Origin of the sequence: Pseudoxanthomonas sp. (assembly GCF_035999195.1) — a bacterium.
Classification (GTDB): domain Bacteria; phylum Pseudomonadota; class Gammaproteobacteria; order Xanthomonadales; family Xanthomonadaceae; genus Pseudoxanthomonas_A.
Genome location: NZ_DASYGY010000009.1, coordinates 1,573,491 through 1,588,621 on the forward strand (window position 1 = coordinate 1,573,491; position 15,131 = coordinate 1,588,621).

Annotated in this window: 16 protein-coding genes; 10 read left to right on the top strand and 6 right to left on the bottom strand. The window is 68.3% G+C overall.

Features of this window, described 5'->3' with window-relative positions:
* Nucleotides 1–289: 289 nt before the first annotated feature.
* Complete coding sequence (locus VGN58_RS14480; protein ID WP_327483882.1) at nucleotides 290–1,639, bottom strand: hypothetical protein; 1,350 nt, start codon at nucleotides 1,637–1,639, stop codon at nucleotides 290–292.
* A 150-nt stretch (nucleotides 1,640–1,789) separates the two neighbouring features.
* Here VGN58_RS14480 and VGN58_RS14485 point away from each other — a divergent pair, with 150 nt between their 5' ends.
* From VGN58_RS14485 to VGN58_RS14530, 10 genes are all read left to right on the top strand, one after another.
* Nucleotides 1,790–2,647 (top strand): 2-keto-4-pentenoate hydratase, encoded by an 858-nt coding sequence (locus VGN58_RS14485; protein WP_414710800.1) that lies wholly within the window; start codon nucleotides 1,790–1,792, stop codon nucleotides 2,645–2,647.
* Nucleotides 2,644–3,639, top strand: coding sequence for a TRAP transporter substrate-binding protein (locus tag VGN58_RS14490; protein WP_327483883.1), 996 nt, complete (start codon nucleotides 2,644–2,646; stop codon nucleotides 3,637–3,639). The genes VGN58_RS14485 and VGN58_RS14490 overlap by 4 nt, the downstream gene beginning before the upstream one ends.
* 9 nt (nucleotides 3,640–3,648) lie before the next feature.
* A complete protein-coding gene (locus VGN58_RS14495; RefSeq protein WP_327483884.1) occupies nucleotides 3,649–4,167 on the top strand; it encodes a TRAP transporter small permease in 519 nt (172 codons plus the stop codon).
* A gap of 3 nt (nucleotides 4,168–4,170) precedes the next feature.
* Nucleotides 4,171–5,454, top strand: coding sequence for a TRAP transporter large permease (locus VGN58_RS14500; RefSeq protein ID WP_327483885.1), 1,284 nt, complete (start codon nucleotides 4,171–4,173; stop codon nucleotides 5,452–5,454).
* Complete coding sequence (pelA, locus tag VGN58_RS14505; RefSeq protein WP_327483886.1) at nucleotides 5,451–6,587, top strand: pectate lyase; 1,137 nt, start codon at nucleotides 5,451–5,453, stop codon at nucleotides 6,585–6,587. The genes VGN58_RS14500 and pelA overlap by 4 nt, the downstream gene beginning before the upstream one ends.
* Before the next feature lie 11 nt (nucleotides 6,588–6,598).
* The gene (locus VGN58_RS14510; protein WP_414710801.1) at nucleotides 6,599–8,188 is read left to right on the top strand and encodes a family 43 glycosylhydrolase; all 1,590 of its coding nucleotides are present in this window, start codon (nucleotides 6,599–6,601) and stop codon (nucleotides 8,186–8,188) included.
* A gap of 50 nt (nucleotides 8,189–8,238) precedes the next feature.
* The gene (locus VGN58_RS14515; protein ID WP_327483887.1) at nucleotides 8,239–9,294 is read left to right on the top strand and encodes a LacI family DNA-binding transcriptional regulator; all 1,056 of its coding nucleotides are present in this window, start codon (nucleotides 8,239–8,241) and stop codon (nucleotides 9,292–9,294) included.
* Between the two features lie 222 nt (nucleotides 9,295–9,516).
* The gene (kduI, locus tag VGN58_RS14520; protein WP_327483888.1) at nucleotides 9,517–10,365 is read left to right on the top strand and encodes a 5-dehydro-4-deoxy-D-glucuronate isomerase; all 849 of its coding nucleotides are present in this window, start codon (nucleotides 9,517–9,519) and stop codon (nucleotides 10,363–10,365) included.
* Between the two features lie 171 nt (nucleotides 10,366–10,536).
* Entirely contained in the window at nucleotides 10,537–11,295 is a 759-nt protein-coding gene (gene kduD, locus VGN58_RS14525) for a 2-dehydro-3-deoxy-D-gluconate 5-dehydrogenase KduD (protein WP_327483889.1), read from the top strand.
* Nucleotides 11,296–11,413: 118 nt separating this feature from the next.
* On the top strand, nucleotides 11,414–12,538 hold the full coding sequence (locus VGN58_RS14530; protein WP_327483890.1) for a cupin domain-containing protein: 1,125 nt from the start codon (nucleotides 11,414–11,416) through the stop codon (nucleotides 12,536–12,538).
* A gap of 59 nt (nucleotides 12,539–12,597) precedes the next feature.
* Here the strand turns inward: VGN58_RS14530 and VGN58_RS14535 are convergent, their stop codons facing one another.
* The 5 genes from VGN58_RS14535 to VGN58_RS14555 form a co-directional block, all read right to left on the bottom strand.
* Complete coding sequence (locus VGN58_RS14535) at nucleotides 12,598–13,065, bottom strand: hypothetical protein (protein ID WP_327483891.1); 468 nt, start codon at nucleotides 13,063–13,065, stop codon at nucleotides 12,598–12,600.
* A 40-nt stretch (nucleotides 13,066–13,105) separates the two neighbouring features.
* Nucleotides 13,106–13,828: an HAD family hydrolase gene (locus VGN58_RS14540; RefSeq protein ID WP_327483892.1), complete on the bottom strand. Its 723-nt coding sequence runs from the start codon at nucleotides 13,826–13,828 to the stop codon at nucleotides 13,106–13,108.
* A 125-nt stretch (nucleotides 13,829–13,953) separates the two neighbouring features.
* Nucleotides 13,954–14,244, bottom strand: a complete 291-nt coding sequence (locus VGN58_RS14545) for a hypothetical protein (RefSeq protein ID WP_327483893.1) — start codon at nucleotides 14,242–14,244, stop codon at nucleotides 13,954–13,956.
* 40 nt (nucleotides 14,245–14,284) lie between these two features.
* A complete protein-coding gene (locus VGN58_RS14550) occupies nucleotides 14,285–14,590 on the bottom strand; it encodes a hypothetical protein (protein WP_327483894.1) in 306 nt (101 codons plus the stop codon).
* Nucleotides 14,591–14,720: 130 nt separating this feature from the next.
* Nucleotides 14,721–15,092: an EF-hand domain-containing protein gene (locus VGN58_RS14555; protein WP_327483895.1), complete on the bottom strand. Its 372-nt coding sequence runs from the start codon at nucleotides 15,090–15,092 to the stop codon at nucleotides 14,721–14,723.
* Between the last annotated feature and the right edge of the window lie 39 nt (nucleotides 15,093–15,131).

Below are 15,131 nucleotides of genomic sequence, written 5' to 3' on the forward strand. Positions count from 1 at the left end.
CCCTCTTGCCTCCGCCGCCCTCCGCCACATGCATGTCCAGACGGCCGGTCACGCTGTCCGGTCTGTGCAGTGGAAGGGCTCCGGCCCGGCGCACCGGTGCCGATCGCACGGCGCGTACGCCGCTAGCTGACTGCCGGTCCTCGGCGGTGCGGGCGCGACACGAGGATACGGCGGGTTGCGGACCATCGCCATCGCGCACGCATCCGCTCGACAGGACAAACGAAAGGCCCGCCTTTCGGCGGGCCTCCTGCAGTACGCGTGGCCGGCGGCGAGGCCGGCCCGCCTGGAATCAGCGCAGCGGTTCGCCGCGCGGATAGCTGCCCGACTTGGGCTCCATCGTGTCGAGGTTCCATTCGCTGTCGACGAACGGCTTGCGGGCTTCCTTGTACTGCGGATAGCCGCCGACCTGCTCCTGGCTGTCGATGATCTCGCCGCGCCCTTCGATGACATCGGCGACGATGCGGCGATCGATCAGGTCGCGGTTCCAGGGCGTGGCGCCTGCGGTCTCGATGACCGCATCCTGCACCTTGGCCGAGGGCAGCACGGTGACGCCGAACGGCAGCGCGGGTGCGGTCTTCAGTCGATTGAGCTTCACCGGCGCCGTGGTGTAGCGACCGGTTTCCTGGATGCTGGCATTGCCGACGCGGTCGACGATCAGATTGTCCTGCGCATACACGTCCAGATCGCCGGAACCGCCGATCATCAGGAACGCCAGGGGCTCGGTCGACCTGCCGGCGCGCATCACGTTGCCGCGCACCACCATCTCGCCCTTCGAGTACGGATGGCCCAGCCATTCTTCCGCGATCAGGTTGTAGTGGATCGCGCGCTGGCCCGGGTTGTAGATCAGGTTGTTGATCACCTGCCCGCGCGCGCCGCCCTTGAACAGCGGGCTGCGCTCGTAGTTGTGCGCGTACAGGTTGCCGACGATCAGTACCTCGTTGACGTGGTCGTGGATCAGCGAACCCTTGGAATGTTCGCCCTTGGCATGGATCGAATTGGCCAGGCCTTCGCTGACGATGTTGTTGCTGTAGGTGATGCGGCGCGACGCATTGGCCATCCATTCGGCTTCGTTCTCGCCGTGGAAGCGCGTGCTGGAGGCGCTGAGGTTCTCGTCGGTGGCCCAGGTGAGCGAACAGTGGTCGACGATCACGTCGTGCGCACCGCGCACGGTGGTGATGGCATCGATGTCGCCGGAGCGCTTCGGCAACCCGCCGTCGCCCGGCCGGATGCGCAGGTGCCGGATCACCACGTCATGCGTGGCGATCGTCAGGCCGCCCTTGATGATGGTCACGCCGGGATGCGGTGCGGTCTGGCCGGCGATGGTCAGGAACGGCTCGCTGATGCGCAGCTCCTTCATGCCCAGGTCGATCACGCCGCCGACCTCGAACACCACGATCCGCGGGCCCTTGCCGGTCACCGCCTCCGCGAACGAGCCGGGTCCATCAGCGGCCAGCGTGGTGACGCGGACGATCTTGCCGCCCCGGCCACCCGGCGTGTGCGCCGCGGCGCCCTGCGCGCCGGGGAACGCCAGCGCAGGCGCGTCGGCAGCGATGACCGGCGTCGCGACGAACGCCATCAGCAGCGCGGCCAGGCCGCAGGTCAGCCCGCGGACCCGCGCGGGAAAACGGATATGAAGCATTGGCTCCCTCCCAGGAGTGGATGGACGCATCGTGGCATCGGGATGGGTTTTGCGGCAGTGCACATTGTCAATGACACCGGTTTACCATATACAGGCCATCAGCCTGCACTGTCACTCGGCAGTGCAACAAACGGAGCGGGGAGAACCCACTTGAGTAACGATCACAACGCCCTCGCCGAGGTGCGCGCCGCAGCCCCCGCATTGGCCGCCGTCGCGGACAGTTTCGTCGCTGCGCGCCGGCAGGGCCGCGCGCTGACCGACTTTCCCGGCGAGATTCCCCCCGACCTGGTCACCGCCTATCGCGTGCAGGATCTGGCGATCGCGCAGTGGCCCGACCACGTCGCGGGCTGGAAGGTCGGCTTCATCGCGCCCGAGCGCCGCGACGCATCCGGCGACGAGCGGCTGCTTGGCCCGATCTTCCGGCGCCAGCTGCAGGTGACCACCGGTGGTCAATCCACGTTCGAGGTGTTCTCGGGCGGCTTCGGCGCGGTGGAGGCCGAGTACGTCCTGCGTCTGGACGCCGACGTACCCGCCGACAAGCACGCGTGGACGCCCGACGAAGCCGCCGCCGTGCCATCCGCGCTGTTCATCGGCATGGAAGTGGCCAGCAGCCCGCTGGCGACGATCAACCAGCTCGGCCCGCGCGTGGTCGTCTCGGACTTCGGCAACAACAATGGCCTGGTGATGGGCGCCGAGATCCCGGACTGGGCGAGCCGCAGCGACGCGTCACTGACCTGCACCACGTCGATCGACGGCCGCCTGGTCGGCCGTGGCGGCGCCACCACCCTCCCCGGCGGGCTGCGTGCGGCGTTCGCGTTCGCGCTGTCGCGCTCGGCGCGCCGTGGCCGGCCACTGAAAGCCGGCGACCTGATCGCGACCGGCAACGCCACCGGCATCCACGACATCCTGCCGGGCCAGCAGGCGCTGATCGAGTTCGATGGCCATGGCAGCATTGCGTGTGTCGCGGTCGCCGCGACACCGAAGGACGAAGGAGACTGGCGCGCATGATGAACCGTCGTCGCTTCCTGGGTACCGGCCTTGGTGCTGCGGTCGCCCTTCCGCTGGCGGGCAGCCGCGCCTTCGCCGACGATGGCCGGCACGTGCTGACGGCGACCGACGTGCACGTCAAGGACTACCCCACCGTCGAAGCCGTGCGCTGGATCGGCGAGACGATGGCGCGCGAGACCGGTGGACGGGTGACGCTGCGCCAGTACCACTCCGGCCAGCTGGGCCGTGAGTCGGAAGCGATCGACATGGCGCGGTTCGGCGCCATCGACATGACCCGCGTCTACGCCGGCGCGCTGAACAACGCCTTCCCGCTGACCCAGGCGTTGTGTCTGCCGTACGTGTTCGACTCGGTGCCGCACATGCGCCGCGCGATGGACGAAGGCGTGGGCAAGGCGGTGCTGGAGGGCTTCGCGCAGCGCGGTCTGGTCGGCCTGGCCATCTACGACTCGGGCGCGCGCTGCTTCTACAACACCAAGCACGCCATCCGTGTACCGGCGGACCTGCACGGACTGAAGATCCGCGTCCCGGTCTCGGACATCTTCATCCGGATGCTGCGGCTGTTCGGCGCCAATCCCACGCCGCTCTCGCTGGGCGAGGTGTTCTCCGGGCTGGAGACGCGGATGATCGACGGCGCGGAGAACAACATCCGCAGCTTCCATTCCAGCCGGCATTTCGAGGCCGCGCAGTACTGGTCGCAGACCAACCATTCCTATGCGCCGGACGTGCTGCTGGTGTCGCAGCGCACGCTGGACGACCTGCAGCCGCGCGACCGGGAGCTGCTGATCGAAACCGCCCGCCAGTCGGTGGGCGTGATGCGCACGCTCTGGGACGCATCGGAAGCCAAGGCCCGCGACGCCGTGTTCGCCGCGGGCGTGGAGCACAACGAGGCCGACCTCCCCGCGTTTGCGAAAGCGTCGCAGCCCCTGCTGTCCGAATACCGCAAGGATCCGGCGATCGACGCCCTGTACCGCCGCATCCGCGACCTGGCCTGAGAAACGACGATGTCCGAAGAAATCACGCCGCATCCCGCCACGCCGCTGCAACGCGGCATGGACCTGCTGTCCAACGCCGCCATCGCCATCGCCGTCGCGGCCCTGCTCGGCCTGGTGATCGTGCAGGGCTGGCAGGTGATCGCCCGCTACGTCATCAACGACTCGCCCAGCTGGACCGAGCCGGTCACCATCCTGCTGCTGACCACCGCCATGAGCCTGGGGGCCGCGGCAGGCGTGCACACGAACCGCCACTTCGGCTTCTTCCTGCTGGCCGATGCGGCGCGCCCGGGGCTGAAGAAACTGCTGCACGCCATCTCGCCGCTGGTGATCGCCGCGATCGGTGCGGTGATGGCGTACTGGGGTGCCGTGCTCCTGTTCGACGGCCTGGGCATCCGCATCGCCGGTGCGCCGATGCCGCAGAGCATCGGCTACCTGCCGCTGTCGCTCGGCGGCCTGCTGATGGTGGTGTTCGCGCTGTACCGACTGCTCCTGGTGCTGCGTGCGCCGCTGACCGACGAGGCCCGCTGACCCATGGCGATCACCCTGCTGTTCTCGATCTTCGCGATCCTGCTGCTGATCGGCGTACCGGTCGCCTATGCGCTGGCGGCGGCGTCGCTGGCCACCCTGCTCTATCTGGACCTGCCCAGCATCGTGCTGGTGCAGCAGATTTCGTCCGGCACCGGTTCGGCGTCGCTGATCGCGATCCCGCTCTTCATCTTCGCCGGCGAGATCATGTTGCGCGGCGGCATTTCCGAACGCCTGATCAGCCTGGCCGCGTCGCTGGTGGGACGCCTGCGTGGCGGCCTGGGCCAGGTGAGCATCCTGTCGTCGCTGTTCTTCGGCGGCGTGTCGGGATCGGCCATCGCCGACGTATCGGCGGTGGGCGGCACGATGATCCCGCAGATGGTCAAGCGCGGCTACGACCGCGACTTCGCCGTCAACGTCAGCATCACCGCGGCGCTGGTCGCCTTGCTGGTGCCGCCGTCGCACAACCTGATCCTGTTTTCGGCGGCCGCCGGCGGCGGCCTGTCCATCGCCGACCTGTTCGCCGCCGGCATCGTGCCTGCGCTGCTGATGACGGCGGTGCTGATGTTCACGGGCTGGGCGGTCGCGTGCAAGCGCGGCTACGGCACCGAACCGTTCCCGGGGATGCGGGCGGTGATGCTGCGACTGGTCTCGGCGCTGCCCGGCCTGGGCCTGGTCGGCCTGATCTTCTTCGGCATCCGCGCCGGCATCTTCACGGCGGTGGAAAGTGCGGCCATCGCCGTGGTCTACGCGCTGCTGGTGACCAGCGTGCTGTACCGCCAGCTGTCGGTGAAGGAATTCTTCGCCACCGTGACCCATGCGGCGCGTTCCACCGGGGTGATCCTGTTCGTCATCGCCACGGCGGCGGTCTTCGGCTGGCTGCTGGCCTACCTGCAGGTGCCGGCGGCGGCCGTCGATGCGCTGCAGTCGATCGCGCACAGCAAGTACACCGTCCTGCTGCTGATCGTGCTGGTGCTGCTGGTGCTGGGCACGTTCATGGACCTGGCGCCGATGATCCTGATCTGCACGCCGATCTTCCTGCCGGTGGCGCGCGCCTACGGCATCGACCCGATCCACTTCGGCCTGGTGCTGGTGCTGACCGGCGGACTGGGACTGGTGACACCGCCGGTGGGGTCGGTGCTCTTCATCGGCACGGCGATCGGCAAGATCAGCATCGCGCAGAGCATGCGCACGATCTGGCCGTTCTGGCTGGCGGGACTGGCGGTGCTGCTGATCGTGGCGTTGTTCCCCGAACTGTCGCTGTGGCTGCCGAAGGCGCTGAAGGGATGAGGCCGGTGCGCCTGGCTGCCGCGACGCTGCTGTTCGCGTCGCTGCCGGCGTGGTCCGCATCGCCTGCCGCCACGCCGTCGCTCGCCGGCTTCGAGGACGCCATCCACCACTGGCGCAACGTGCACGGCGATGCGTATCCCCGGCATGCGCCGGACGAAGTCGCGAAGATCGCCGACAACATCCTGCGCTACCAGCGCATCGACGGTGGCTGGATCGAGAACCAGGATCCCGCACGGATTCTGGATGATGCCGGACGCGCGCGTTTCGACATCGAAGCGCGCAAGTCAGGCGGCAGCTTCGACAACCGCAACATCTATACGCAGCTGGACTACCTGGCCACGGCCTACGCGATCACCGGCGACACCCGGTACCGCGACGGCAGCCTGCGGGGCATCGCCTTCACCCTGGCGCAGCAGATTCCCTCCTGCGGCGGCTGGCCGCATACCGTACCGGCCACGCAGTCCTACCACCCGCACATCACCATCGCCGACGACGTCACCGCCGGCGTGCTGGGCACCTTGCGCAAGGTCGTATCGGACACGCGTCGCTATGCCTTCGTCGATGCCACCTTGCGCGCCCGCGTGCAGGCGGCCATCGAACGGGGTGATGCCTGCCTGCTGCGGCTGCAGGTGAGGCAGGGCGACACACTGGCCGGCTGGGCCGGACAGTACGACGCGAAGACGCTGCTGCCCGCGCAGGGTCGCGCGTTCGAGCTGCCCGCCATCGCAGGACAGGAAACCGTCGGCGTGGTCCGCTATCTGATGTCGATCCCGGCCCCCTCGCCCGCTGTCGTCGCGGCCGTGGACGGCGCGGTCGCGTGGCTGCGTCGCGTGGAGATCACCGGCTGGCGCATCGAGACCTTCGACGCACCGGCGGAACAGTTCCAGTACCACCGCAGCACGAAGGACCGTCGCCTGGTCGCCGACCCGTCCGCCTCCGGCCTGTGGGCGCGCTTCTACGACGTGAACGACAACAGCGTGGTGCTGGCGACGCGCGACAGCGCACGGGTCGCGCGTTACGAGGACATTCCGCGCGAGCGCCGCACCGGCTACGAGTGGTACGGCAGCTGGCCGGCGCGGCTGCTGTCGGAGGAATACCCGCAATGGAAGGCGTCGCACCCGGCCACGCCCTGAGGAAGTCCAGCATGCCGTTCATCCGATTGCTCATCGCCGCGCTGTCCCTGTGCGTCGCCTTCGATGCGCTGGCGACCGATGCCGTGCCTCCCGTCTGGAAGCGCGGGATCGAACACCAGCGCCAGGCCGATCTCGGTGACGGTACGTTCCTCAACCCGGTGCTGGCCGGCGACCGTCCCGATCCGTCGGTGCTGAAGGATGGCGAGGACTATTACCTCACCCTGTCCTCGTTCACCGCCTATCCCGGACTGCCCCTGTGGCATTCGCGCGACCTGATCAACTGGCAGCCCATCGGCCACGCCATCACGAAGAACGTGGGCTCGATCTGGGCGCCCGACCTGGTCAGGCACCAGGGCCGCTACTACATCTACTTCCCCGCCCGCGTGGGCGGCACCGAGTCGCCGCGGCGCAGCAACTTCGTGGTGTGGGCCGACGACATCCGCGGCCCGTGGAGCGAACCGATCGACATCGGCCTGCCCGGCCACATCGACCCCGGCCATGCGGTGGGCGAGGACGGCAAGCGCTACCTGTTCCTCAGCGCGGGCGATTACGTGCAGCTGGCCGACGACGGGCTGAGCACCGTCGGCGAGGTGAAGCACGTCTACGACGGCTGGCGCTACCCGGAATCGTGGGACGTGGAAGGCTATGCGCAGGAAGGCCCGAAGATCACCTTCCGCAACGGCTGGTACTACATGATCACGGCCGTCGGCGGCACCGCGGGGCCGCCGACCGGGCACATGGTGATCGTCGCGCGCTCGCGTTCGATCCACGGTCCGTGGCAGAACGCGCCCAACAATCCGGTGGTGCGCACCACCTCGCGCGAGCAGTACTGGTGGTCGCGCGGCCACGCCACGCTGGTCGAGGACGCGGCAGGCCAGTGGTGGATGATCTACCACGGCTACGAGCGCGACTTCTGGACCCTGGGCCGGCAGGCGCTGCTCGACCCGATCGAATGGACCGAGGACGGCTGGTTCGTCGCCAGGGGCGGCGACCTGAGCCAACCGCTGCGCAAGCCGGCCGGCGAGGCGCTGTCGCCGCACGGCATGGCCCTGTCGGACGACTTCCGCAGCGACCGGCTGGGCCCGCAGTGGGCGTTCTACGATCCGTCACCGGGCGAAGCCGCGCGCCTGAGCGTCGGCGGCGGCGTGATGACCCTGCAGGGCAAGGGCACGTCGCCCCGCGACAGCTCGCCGCTGGGCGTCATCGCCGGCGACCTGGCCTACCAGTTCGAGGTGGAGATGGAGGTCGAACCCGGCGCGCAGGGCGGCGCGGTGCTGTTCTACAACGACCGCCTGTACGCAGGCGTCGGCAGCAACGGCGAGCAGTTCGTCATGCACCGTTACGGCCTGGAGCGTCCGGGCCACCTGCCGCCCAGCGCGAAGGGCGGCAGGCTGTGGCTGCGCGTCAAGCACGATCGCCACATCGTCACCATCCACACCAGCGCCGATGGCCAGGCCTGGACCAAGTATCCCGTGCAGATGGAGGTCTCCGGCTACCACCACAACGTCGCCGGCGGCTTCCTGGCCCTCAAGCCCTCGCTGTATGCGGCCGGCGACGGCAAGGTGCGCTTCCGTAATTTCCGCTACCGCGCGCTGGACTGACCCCCAGCCGCTAGAATCCCCTCGACCGACGAACGGACCCGCATCGTCCCATGCCCGCGCGCAAGAAGCCCGACAGCCCTGCCAGCCTGCCCACCGGTGGCAAGGCTGCGACCATCAACGACATCGCACGGCTTTCCGGCGTCTCGAAGAAGACCGTGTCGCGGATCATCAACCACTCGCCGCTGGTGCGGAAGGACACGCGCGACAAGGTCGAGGCGCTGATGCGCGAGGTCGGCTATTCGCCCGACCCGATGGCCCGCGGCCTGGCGTTCCGCCGCTCGTTCCTGATCGGCATGGTCTACGACAACCCGACCGCGCAGTACATCGTCAACATGCAGTACGGCGCGCTGGACGCGCTGCGCGATTCGGGCTTCGAACTGGTCGTGCACCCCTGCGACAGCCGCAGCCCGGGCTACATCGACGGCGTGCGACGCTTCGTGCAGCAGCAGAAGCTGCATGGCGTGATGCTGGTGCCGCGCGCGTCGGAAGACCAGGCGCTGGCGGACATGCTGGCGGAGATCGGCTGCCGCTATTCGCGCATCGCCTCGGTCTCGATGGACGAGCCCTCGCGCATGGTGGTCACGCACGACCGCGACGGCGCGGCGGAAGCGGCGGAGTACCTGCTCTCGCTGGGCCATACCGACATCGCGTTGATCACCGGCCCGGCCGCCTACCGGTCGTCGATCGAGCGTACCGACGGGTTCGTGCAGGCGCTGGCCAAGCGCGGGCTGGAGGTTCCGAAGTCGCGCATTATCGAAGCCGGTTACACCTTCGAATCCGGCGTGGTCGCGGCCGAGAAACTGCTGTCGGGCAAGAACCGCCCCACCGCCATCTTCACCGGCAACGACGAAATGGCGGCCGGCGTGTACAAGGTCGCCATGCGCGCCGGCATCAACATCCCGCGCCAGCTGTCGGTGGTCGGGTTCGACGACAGCCCGTTGGCCTCGCGCCTGTGGCCCTCGCTGACCTCGGTCCGGCGCAACACCCGCGACACCGGCCGCACCGCCGCCGCCATGCTGATCCAGCCGGAAGGTACGCCGATGCTGGCGGCCGCCAGCATCCGCCCGCACCTGGTCATCCGCGACTCCTCGCAACCGCCGGAGTGAAGGGCCGGGAACAGGGAATGGGGAACAGCGGATAGCGCCTTCAAGCCACCGGGCCGACAAGGTGCCGCTGTGCCCGCCGCCTCCACCCCGCACTCCCCATCCCCCACTCCCGACCTCCTGCCGCACCGCAAAATGACACCGGTTACCAAAGATCGTAGAATCGCCTCACGACCTATCCCGACGCCCCGCTCCACGGGCGTCCGCACCGACGGAGCCCCGCCCATGTTCTGCAAGACCTACCACGCCACCCACCCGGACATGATGGACGGCGCCAGCAACGACCAGCTGCGCGACCGCTACCTGATCGGCAACCTGTTCGTCGCCGACACGGTGCAGATGAACTACTCGCACAACGAGCGCTTCGTGATCGGCGGTGCGGCCCCGGTGTCGACGAAGGTCGACCTGCCGCGCCAGACCGAGCCGGCCTCGGCCGCCGGCAAGCCGTTCCTGGAGCGTCGCGAACTGGGCGTCATCAACGTGGGCGGCGGCGCGGGCAAGGTCACCGTGGACGGCACGACGTATGCGCTCGGCCCGAAGGATGGCCTGTACGTGGCAATGGGCAGCGCCGACGTGGCGTTCGAGTCCGATGACGCCGCCAATCCCGCCAAGTTCTACCTGACGTCCACGCCGGCGCATGCGCGCTTCGAGACCAAGCAGCTGTCGATCAAGGACGCCGTGGCGCTGGAGCGCGGTGCGCTGGAAAGCAGCAACGAGCGCACGATCTACCAGTTCATCGTGCCGGCCACCTGCCAGTCCTCGCAGCTGCTGCTGGGCCTGACCGTGCTGAAGACCGGCAGCGTGTGGAACACCATGCCGCCGCACCTGCATGATCGTCGCAGCGAGGTGTACTTCTACTTCGACCTGGCCGAGAACGACCGCGTCTACCACTTCATGGGCGAACCCGAGGCGCAGCGCCATATCGTCGTGCAGAACGACGAGGCCGTCGTGTCGCCGCCGTGGTCGATCCACATGGGTTCGGGCACCAGCAACTACGCCTTCATCTGGGCGATGGGCGGCGAGAACCTGGACTACACCGACATGCACGTGCTGGACATCTGCCAACTGAAGTAAGCGACGTCGTGTAGAGCCGAGCTTGCTCGGCTGAACCCCCCACCGAATGCGATACACCATGCGCAGCGGAGCAAGCTCCGCTCTACCGCAAGTCCATCCGAAGCCGATGCATCAAGCGCAGCGGAGCACGCTCCGCTCTACCAGAAGCGCACCACACCGAGGGAGTCCACGATGGCAAGCAATCCGTTCAGTCTCGAAGGCAAGATCGCGCTGGTCACCGGCGCCAACACCGGCCTGGGCCAGGGCATCGCCGTGGCGCTGGCCGAAGCCGGTGCCGACATCGCCGCCGCCGGCATCGTCGAAGCAGCGGAGACAGGCGAGAAGGTGCGTGCCCTGGGTCGTCGCTTCCTCAACCTGGAAGCCAACCTGATCAGCATCGATCCGGTCGAGCGCCTGGTGAAGGAAACGGTCGACGGTCTGGGCGGACTGGACATCCTGGTCAACAACGCCGGCCTGATCCGGCGCGCCGACGCCGTGGATTTCAGCGAGAAGGACTGGGACGACGTGATGAACGTCAACATCAAGTCCGCGTTCTTCATGTCACAGGCCGCCGGTCGCCACTTCATCGCGCAGGGTCGCGGCAAGATCATCAACATCGCCTCGATGCTGTCGTTCCAGGGCGGCATCCGCGTGCCGTCGTACACGGCATCGAAGAGCGGCATCGCCGGCATCACCCGCCTGCTGGCGAACGAATGGGGCGCCAAGGGCGTGAACATCAACGCCATCGCGCCCGGCTACATGGCCACCGACAACACCGCGCAGCTGCGTGCGGACGAAGACCGCAACAAGGCGATCCTCGACCGCATCCCGGCCGGCCGCTGGGGCGAGCCGTCGGACCTCGGCGGCACGGCGGTGTTCCTGTCCTCGCGCGCGTCGGACTACGTGAACGGCGCGGTCATCCCGGTCGACGGCGGCTGGTTGGCGCGCTGAGGCGCAGCGCACCGTGGCAAGGGGTGCTGTGGGAGCGACGTCAGTCGCGAAACGGGCATCCCGATCCGTCATCGCGACTGACGTCGCTCCCACAGGAGACCGGTCGAGGAGATCACTGATGATGTTGCGCTGGCTCGCCACGGTGTGGCTCTTCGCCTGTTGTGCGTTTGCCCACGCCGCCCCCCCACGCCAGGTCTTCATCGCCGGCGACTCCACCGCCAGCCACTACGGACCCGAGCGCGCGCCGCGCGAGGGTTGGGGCCAGCAGTTGCAGGGCTTCCTCGATGAAGACGCCTACGTGGTCCGCAACCACGCCCAGAGCGGCAGAAGCTCGCGCAGCTTCATCGCCGAAGGCTGGTTCGACGGCATGGCGAAGGAGATGCGGGCCGGTGACGTGCTGCTGATCCAGTTCGGCCACAACGACGAGAAGATCGAGGACCCGACCCGCTACAACGAGCCGCAGCGCGCGTTCCCCGAATGGCTGATGCGTTACGTCGAACTGGCGCGCAGCAAGGGCGCCACGCCGATCCTGGTGACGCCGGTGGCGCGCCGCAAGTTCGACCGCGGGCAGTTGCTCGACACGCACGGCCTGTATGCGCAGGCGGTGCGCGATCTGGCGCAGCGCGAGCAGGTGGGCGTGATCGACCTGACCACGCTCAGCATGGACTGGCTGCGCGCGGCCGGCGACGAGCCGAGCAAGGCCTATTTCATGCACGTGCCGGCGCAGGACCAGCAGGACGACACCCACTTCCAGCAGCGGGGCGCGGTGATGGCGGCGTGCCTGGTGGTGGCGGGCTGGAAGCGGCTGGATCCGTCGCTCGCCACGCACGTAACGCGCGACACCGACTGCGGCGCGCCCGGCACGGCGCTGTCCGCCCGCAAAGCGCAGGCGCATCCCTCATTGATCGTGCATGAGCGCGACATCGCGATCCAGCAGCCCGGCCCGCATGGTGGCGCGGGAACCACCACGGCCCATCCCTTCTTCAAGGACGCGCCCGCGCTGGGCTTCGAGTTCCGCAAGCGCGTACTGCATCGCGGCGCCGGCATCGGCCTGCATCAGCACCACAAGGACGAGATCTACTACGTCCTCAGCGGTCGCGGTATTTACGAACTGGATGGCGTCGCGCGCGAGGTGCATGCCGGCGACGCGATGCTGACCCGGCCAGGCAGCACGCATGCGATCCGCCAGGACGGCGAGGACGATCTGGTGCTGCTGATCATGTACGGGAGGAAGCAGGAGTGAGGGGAGAGGAGTGAGGAGTGAGCGGAAAAACGCTCTACTCACTTCTCACTCCTCTCCACTCACTTCTCGCCGACAGGTGCCGGCCGATCCCAGCGCCGATACGTGGCCTCCAGCGCACTGCGCAACCGCCGGTACTGCGCACTGCCCGGTTCCGCCTGCAGCCGGGCCGCCACGGCCTTCCAGCCGCCTTCGTGGTCGCGCGACCATTCGCGCACGACCGCACGGCAGGGCTGCCCCACGATCTGCGCCAGCGCGCAGGCCATGAAGATGTCGCCCGCGGTCCAGTCGGGTTGCTGCTGCATGGCTTCCACGTAGGCGCGCGGCACCGCGTAGTAGCGGGCCATTTCGTCCGCGAATGCGGCGGGATAGCGGCTTGCGTAGTCGTTGATGTCGGCCAGGTGCCGGTCCACCGATGCATCGCCGCTGGCCGGTGTGTACGTGGCCTCGCCATCCTGTGCGGATCCGGGTGTCCCGGTCGCCAGCAGGAGCACGGACAGCAGGAAGGCGATGGCCATTGCGCGCGTCATGGCTCCATTGTGCCCCAGCGCCGCCGCGCCGCGCAGCGCATCAGGCCTCGGGTGTCGCCTCGATCCTGGCCACGGCGTCCGCCAGTTCACCTGCGTTCTCCACCACCTGCAGGCGCGGCGCATCGGCGGCCACCCCGTGCTCGGCCTCCAGTGCCCACGTTACGTGGTAGGGCATGTGGATGCCCCAGCCGCCCAGCGCCAGTACCGGCTCGATGTCCGACCGCAACGAATTGCCGACCATCGCGAACGCCGACGGCGCCACCTCCAGCTCCCGCAGTACGCGCGCATAGGTAGCCTGGTCCTTCTCGGACACCACCTCGATGCGATGGAACAGGTCGGCCAGGCCCGACTGCGCGATCTTGGCTTCCTGGTGGAACAGGTCGCCCTTGGTGATCAGGACGATCTCGTGGTCGGCGGCGATGCGTTCGACCGCGTCGCGGATGCCGGGCAGCAGGTCGACCGGGTGCTGCAGCGTGGCGCGTCCGATCTCGATCACGCGATGCAGGTCGTGTGCGCTGATGCGTTCGGCGGTCACCTGGATCGCGGTTTCCAGCATCGACAGCGTCATGCCTTTCACGCCGTAGCCGAAGATCTTCAGGTTGCGGCGTTCGACGTCGAGCAGATGCTGGTGCGTGCGCGCGTCGGCAAGATCGACATAGGCGCCGAGGATCGCCTCGAAATCCGCTTCGGCCTGCCGGTAGTAATCCTCGCTCTTCCACAGCGTGTCGTCGCCGTCGAAGCCGACCCATCGGATGCGCGCCATCGGATACCTGCCCTTCCCTCGCTGCGAAGGCCGCGAAGGATAGCAGTCGCTCGTCCGTGCACGAAAACGGCCGCCCCTTCGGGCGGCCGCCATGGTGTGGACGCGTGCGCTGACAGCGTCCGCGATCAGCCGCCCGTGCTGGGCGGCGGCGTGGTGCCGTCCGCGGGCGGCGGTGTCGTCTCCGGCGCATTCGGGTTGGCCGGCGGCGGCACCGTCGAATCGGTCGGCGGTACCGTCGGGTCGGCGGGAGTGGACGCCGGCGGCGTCATGTTGTCGGTCGGTGGCGTGGTGTCCATCGGTTCGGGCGGGCTGGGCGGCGGGGTGTCTTCCGGTTTCGGGCCGCAGGCCGTCATCAGGCCGGCGCTCAACAGCGCCACGCCAAGGCCCATCGTCAGTCGCTGGGTGGAAAGCTTCATGGATTGCTCCTGCATTCGTTGGTGGGAGAGGGCGGTGGAATCAGGGCGTGCCCTGCACATGCACCGCGTATTCCTCCGGGCTGAGGCGGCCGTCGGCGTCCTTGTCCAGGGTGCCGAAGACCTGCGCCAGCGGCGGGTCGACAGCGGCCTCGTCCTTGCTGATCTCGCCATCCGCGTTCTGGTCCAGTTCCTCGAACGTGCGTGGCGCGGTGGTAGGCGCCGCCGCCGCGGCAGCGGGACGCTCCGACCGCTCGGCGGCGTCCTGCGCATGCGCGAACGGCATGACCGCAAACGCCAGTGCGATGCTCACACCCTGCGCGGACCGTCGTGTCCTGATGATGTTCATGGATGCCTCTCCGTGGGTCGGTTCCAGAAAATGGAAGGGGCGGCACGAAAGGCCGCCCCTTTCGTCGGGTGATGGCCGTGCGTCAGTCAACGGACTGCACGCATCAGCTCACCCCTCGTAACGGCGCTGCTTACTTCTGCTGGTCGCCGTAGTTCTTGCTCACGAACGCCTTGTACTCGTCGGCGGTCAGCGAACCGTCGGCGTTCGCATCGGCCTGGTCGAACACCTGGCTCAGGCCCGGGTTGGCGGCGGCCTCTTCCTTGCTGATGTTGCCGTCGGCGTTGGTGTCGACGTCGGCCCAGCCCTGCTTGGCCTGCGTCGCGCCCGCATCGGTGCTCTGCGTCGGCGTGGTGGCCGAGCCCGTCGCCTGTTCGGCGCTCTGCTCGGTCTGCTGTTCCTGCATGCCGTCGTCGGTCTTCTCCTGCGCGAAGGCCAGCGGCATGGCCAGCGCGGCGCTCAGGGCGACCAGGGCGATCAGCGGCTTGCGAGTGTTGTTCGTCATGTCAGTGCTCCGTTCTGTGGGAGTGCGTCCGATTGCGCA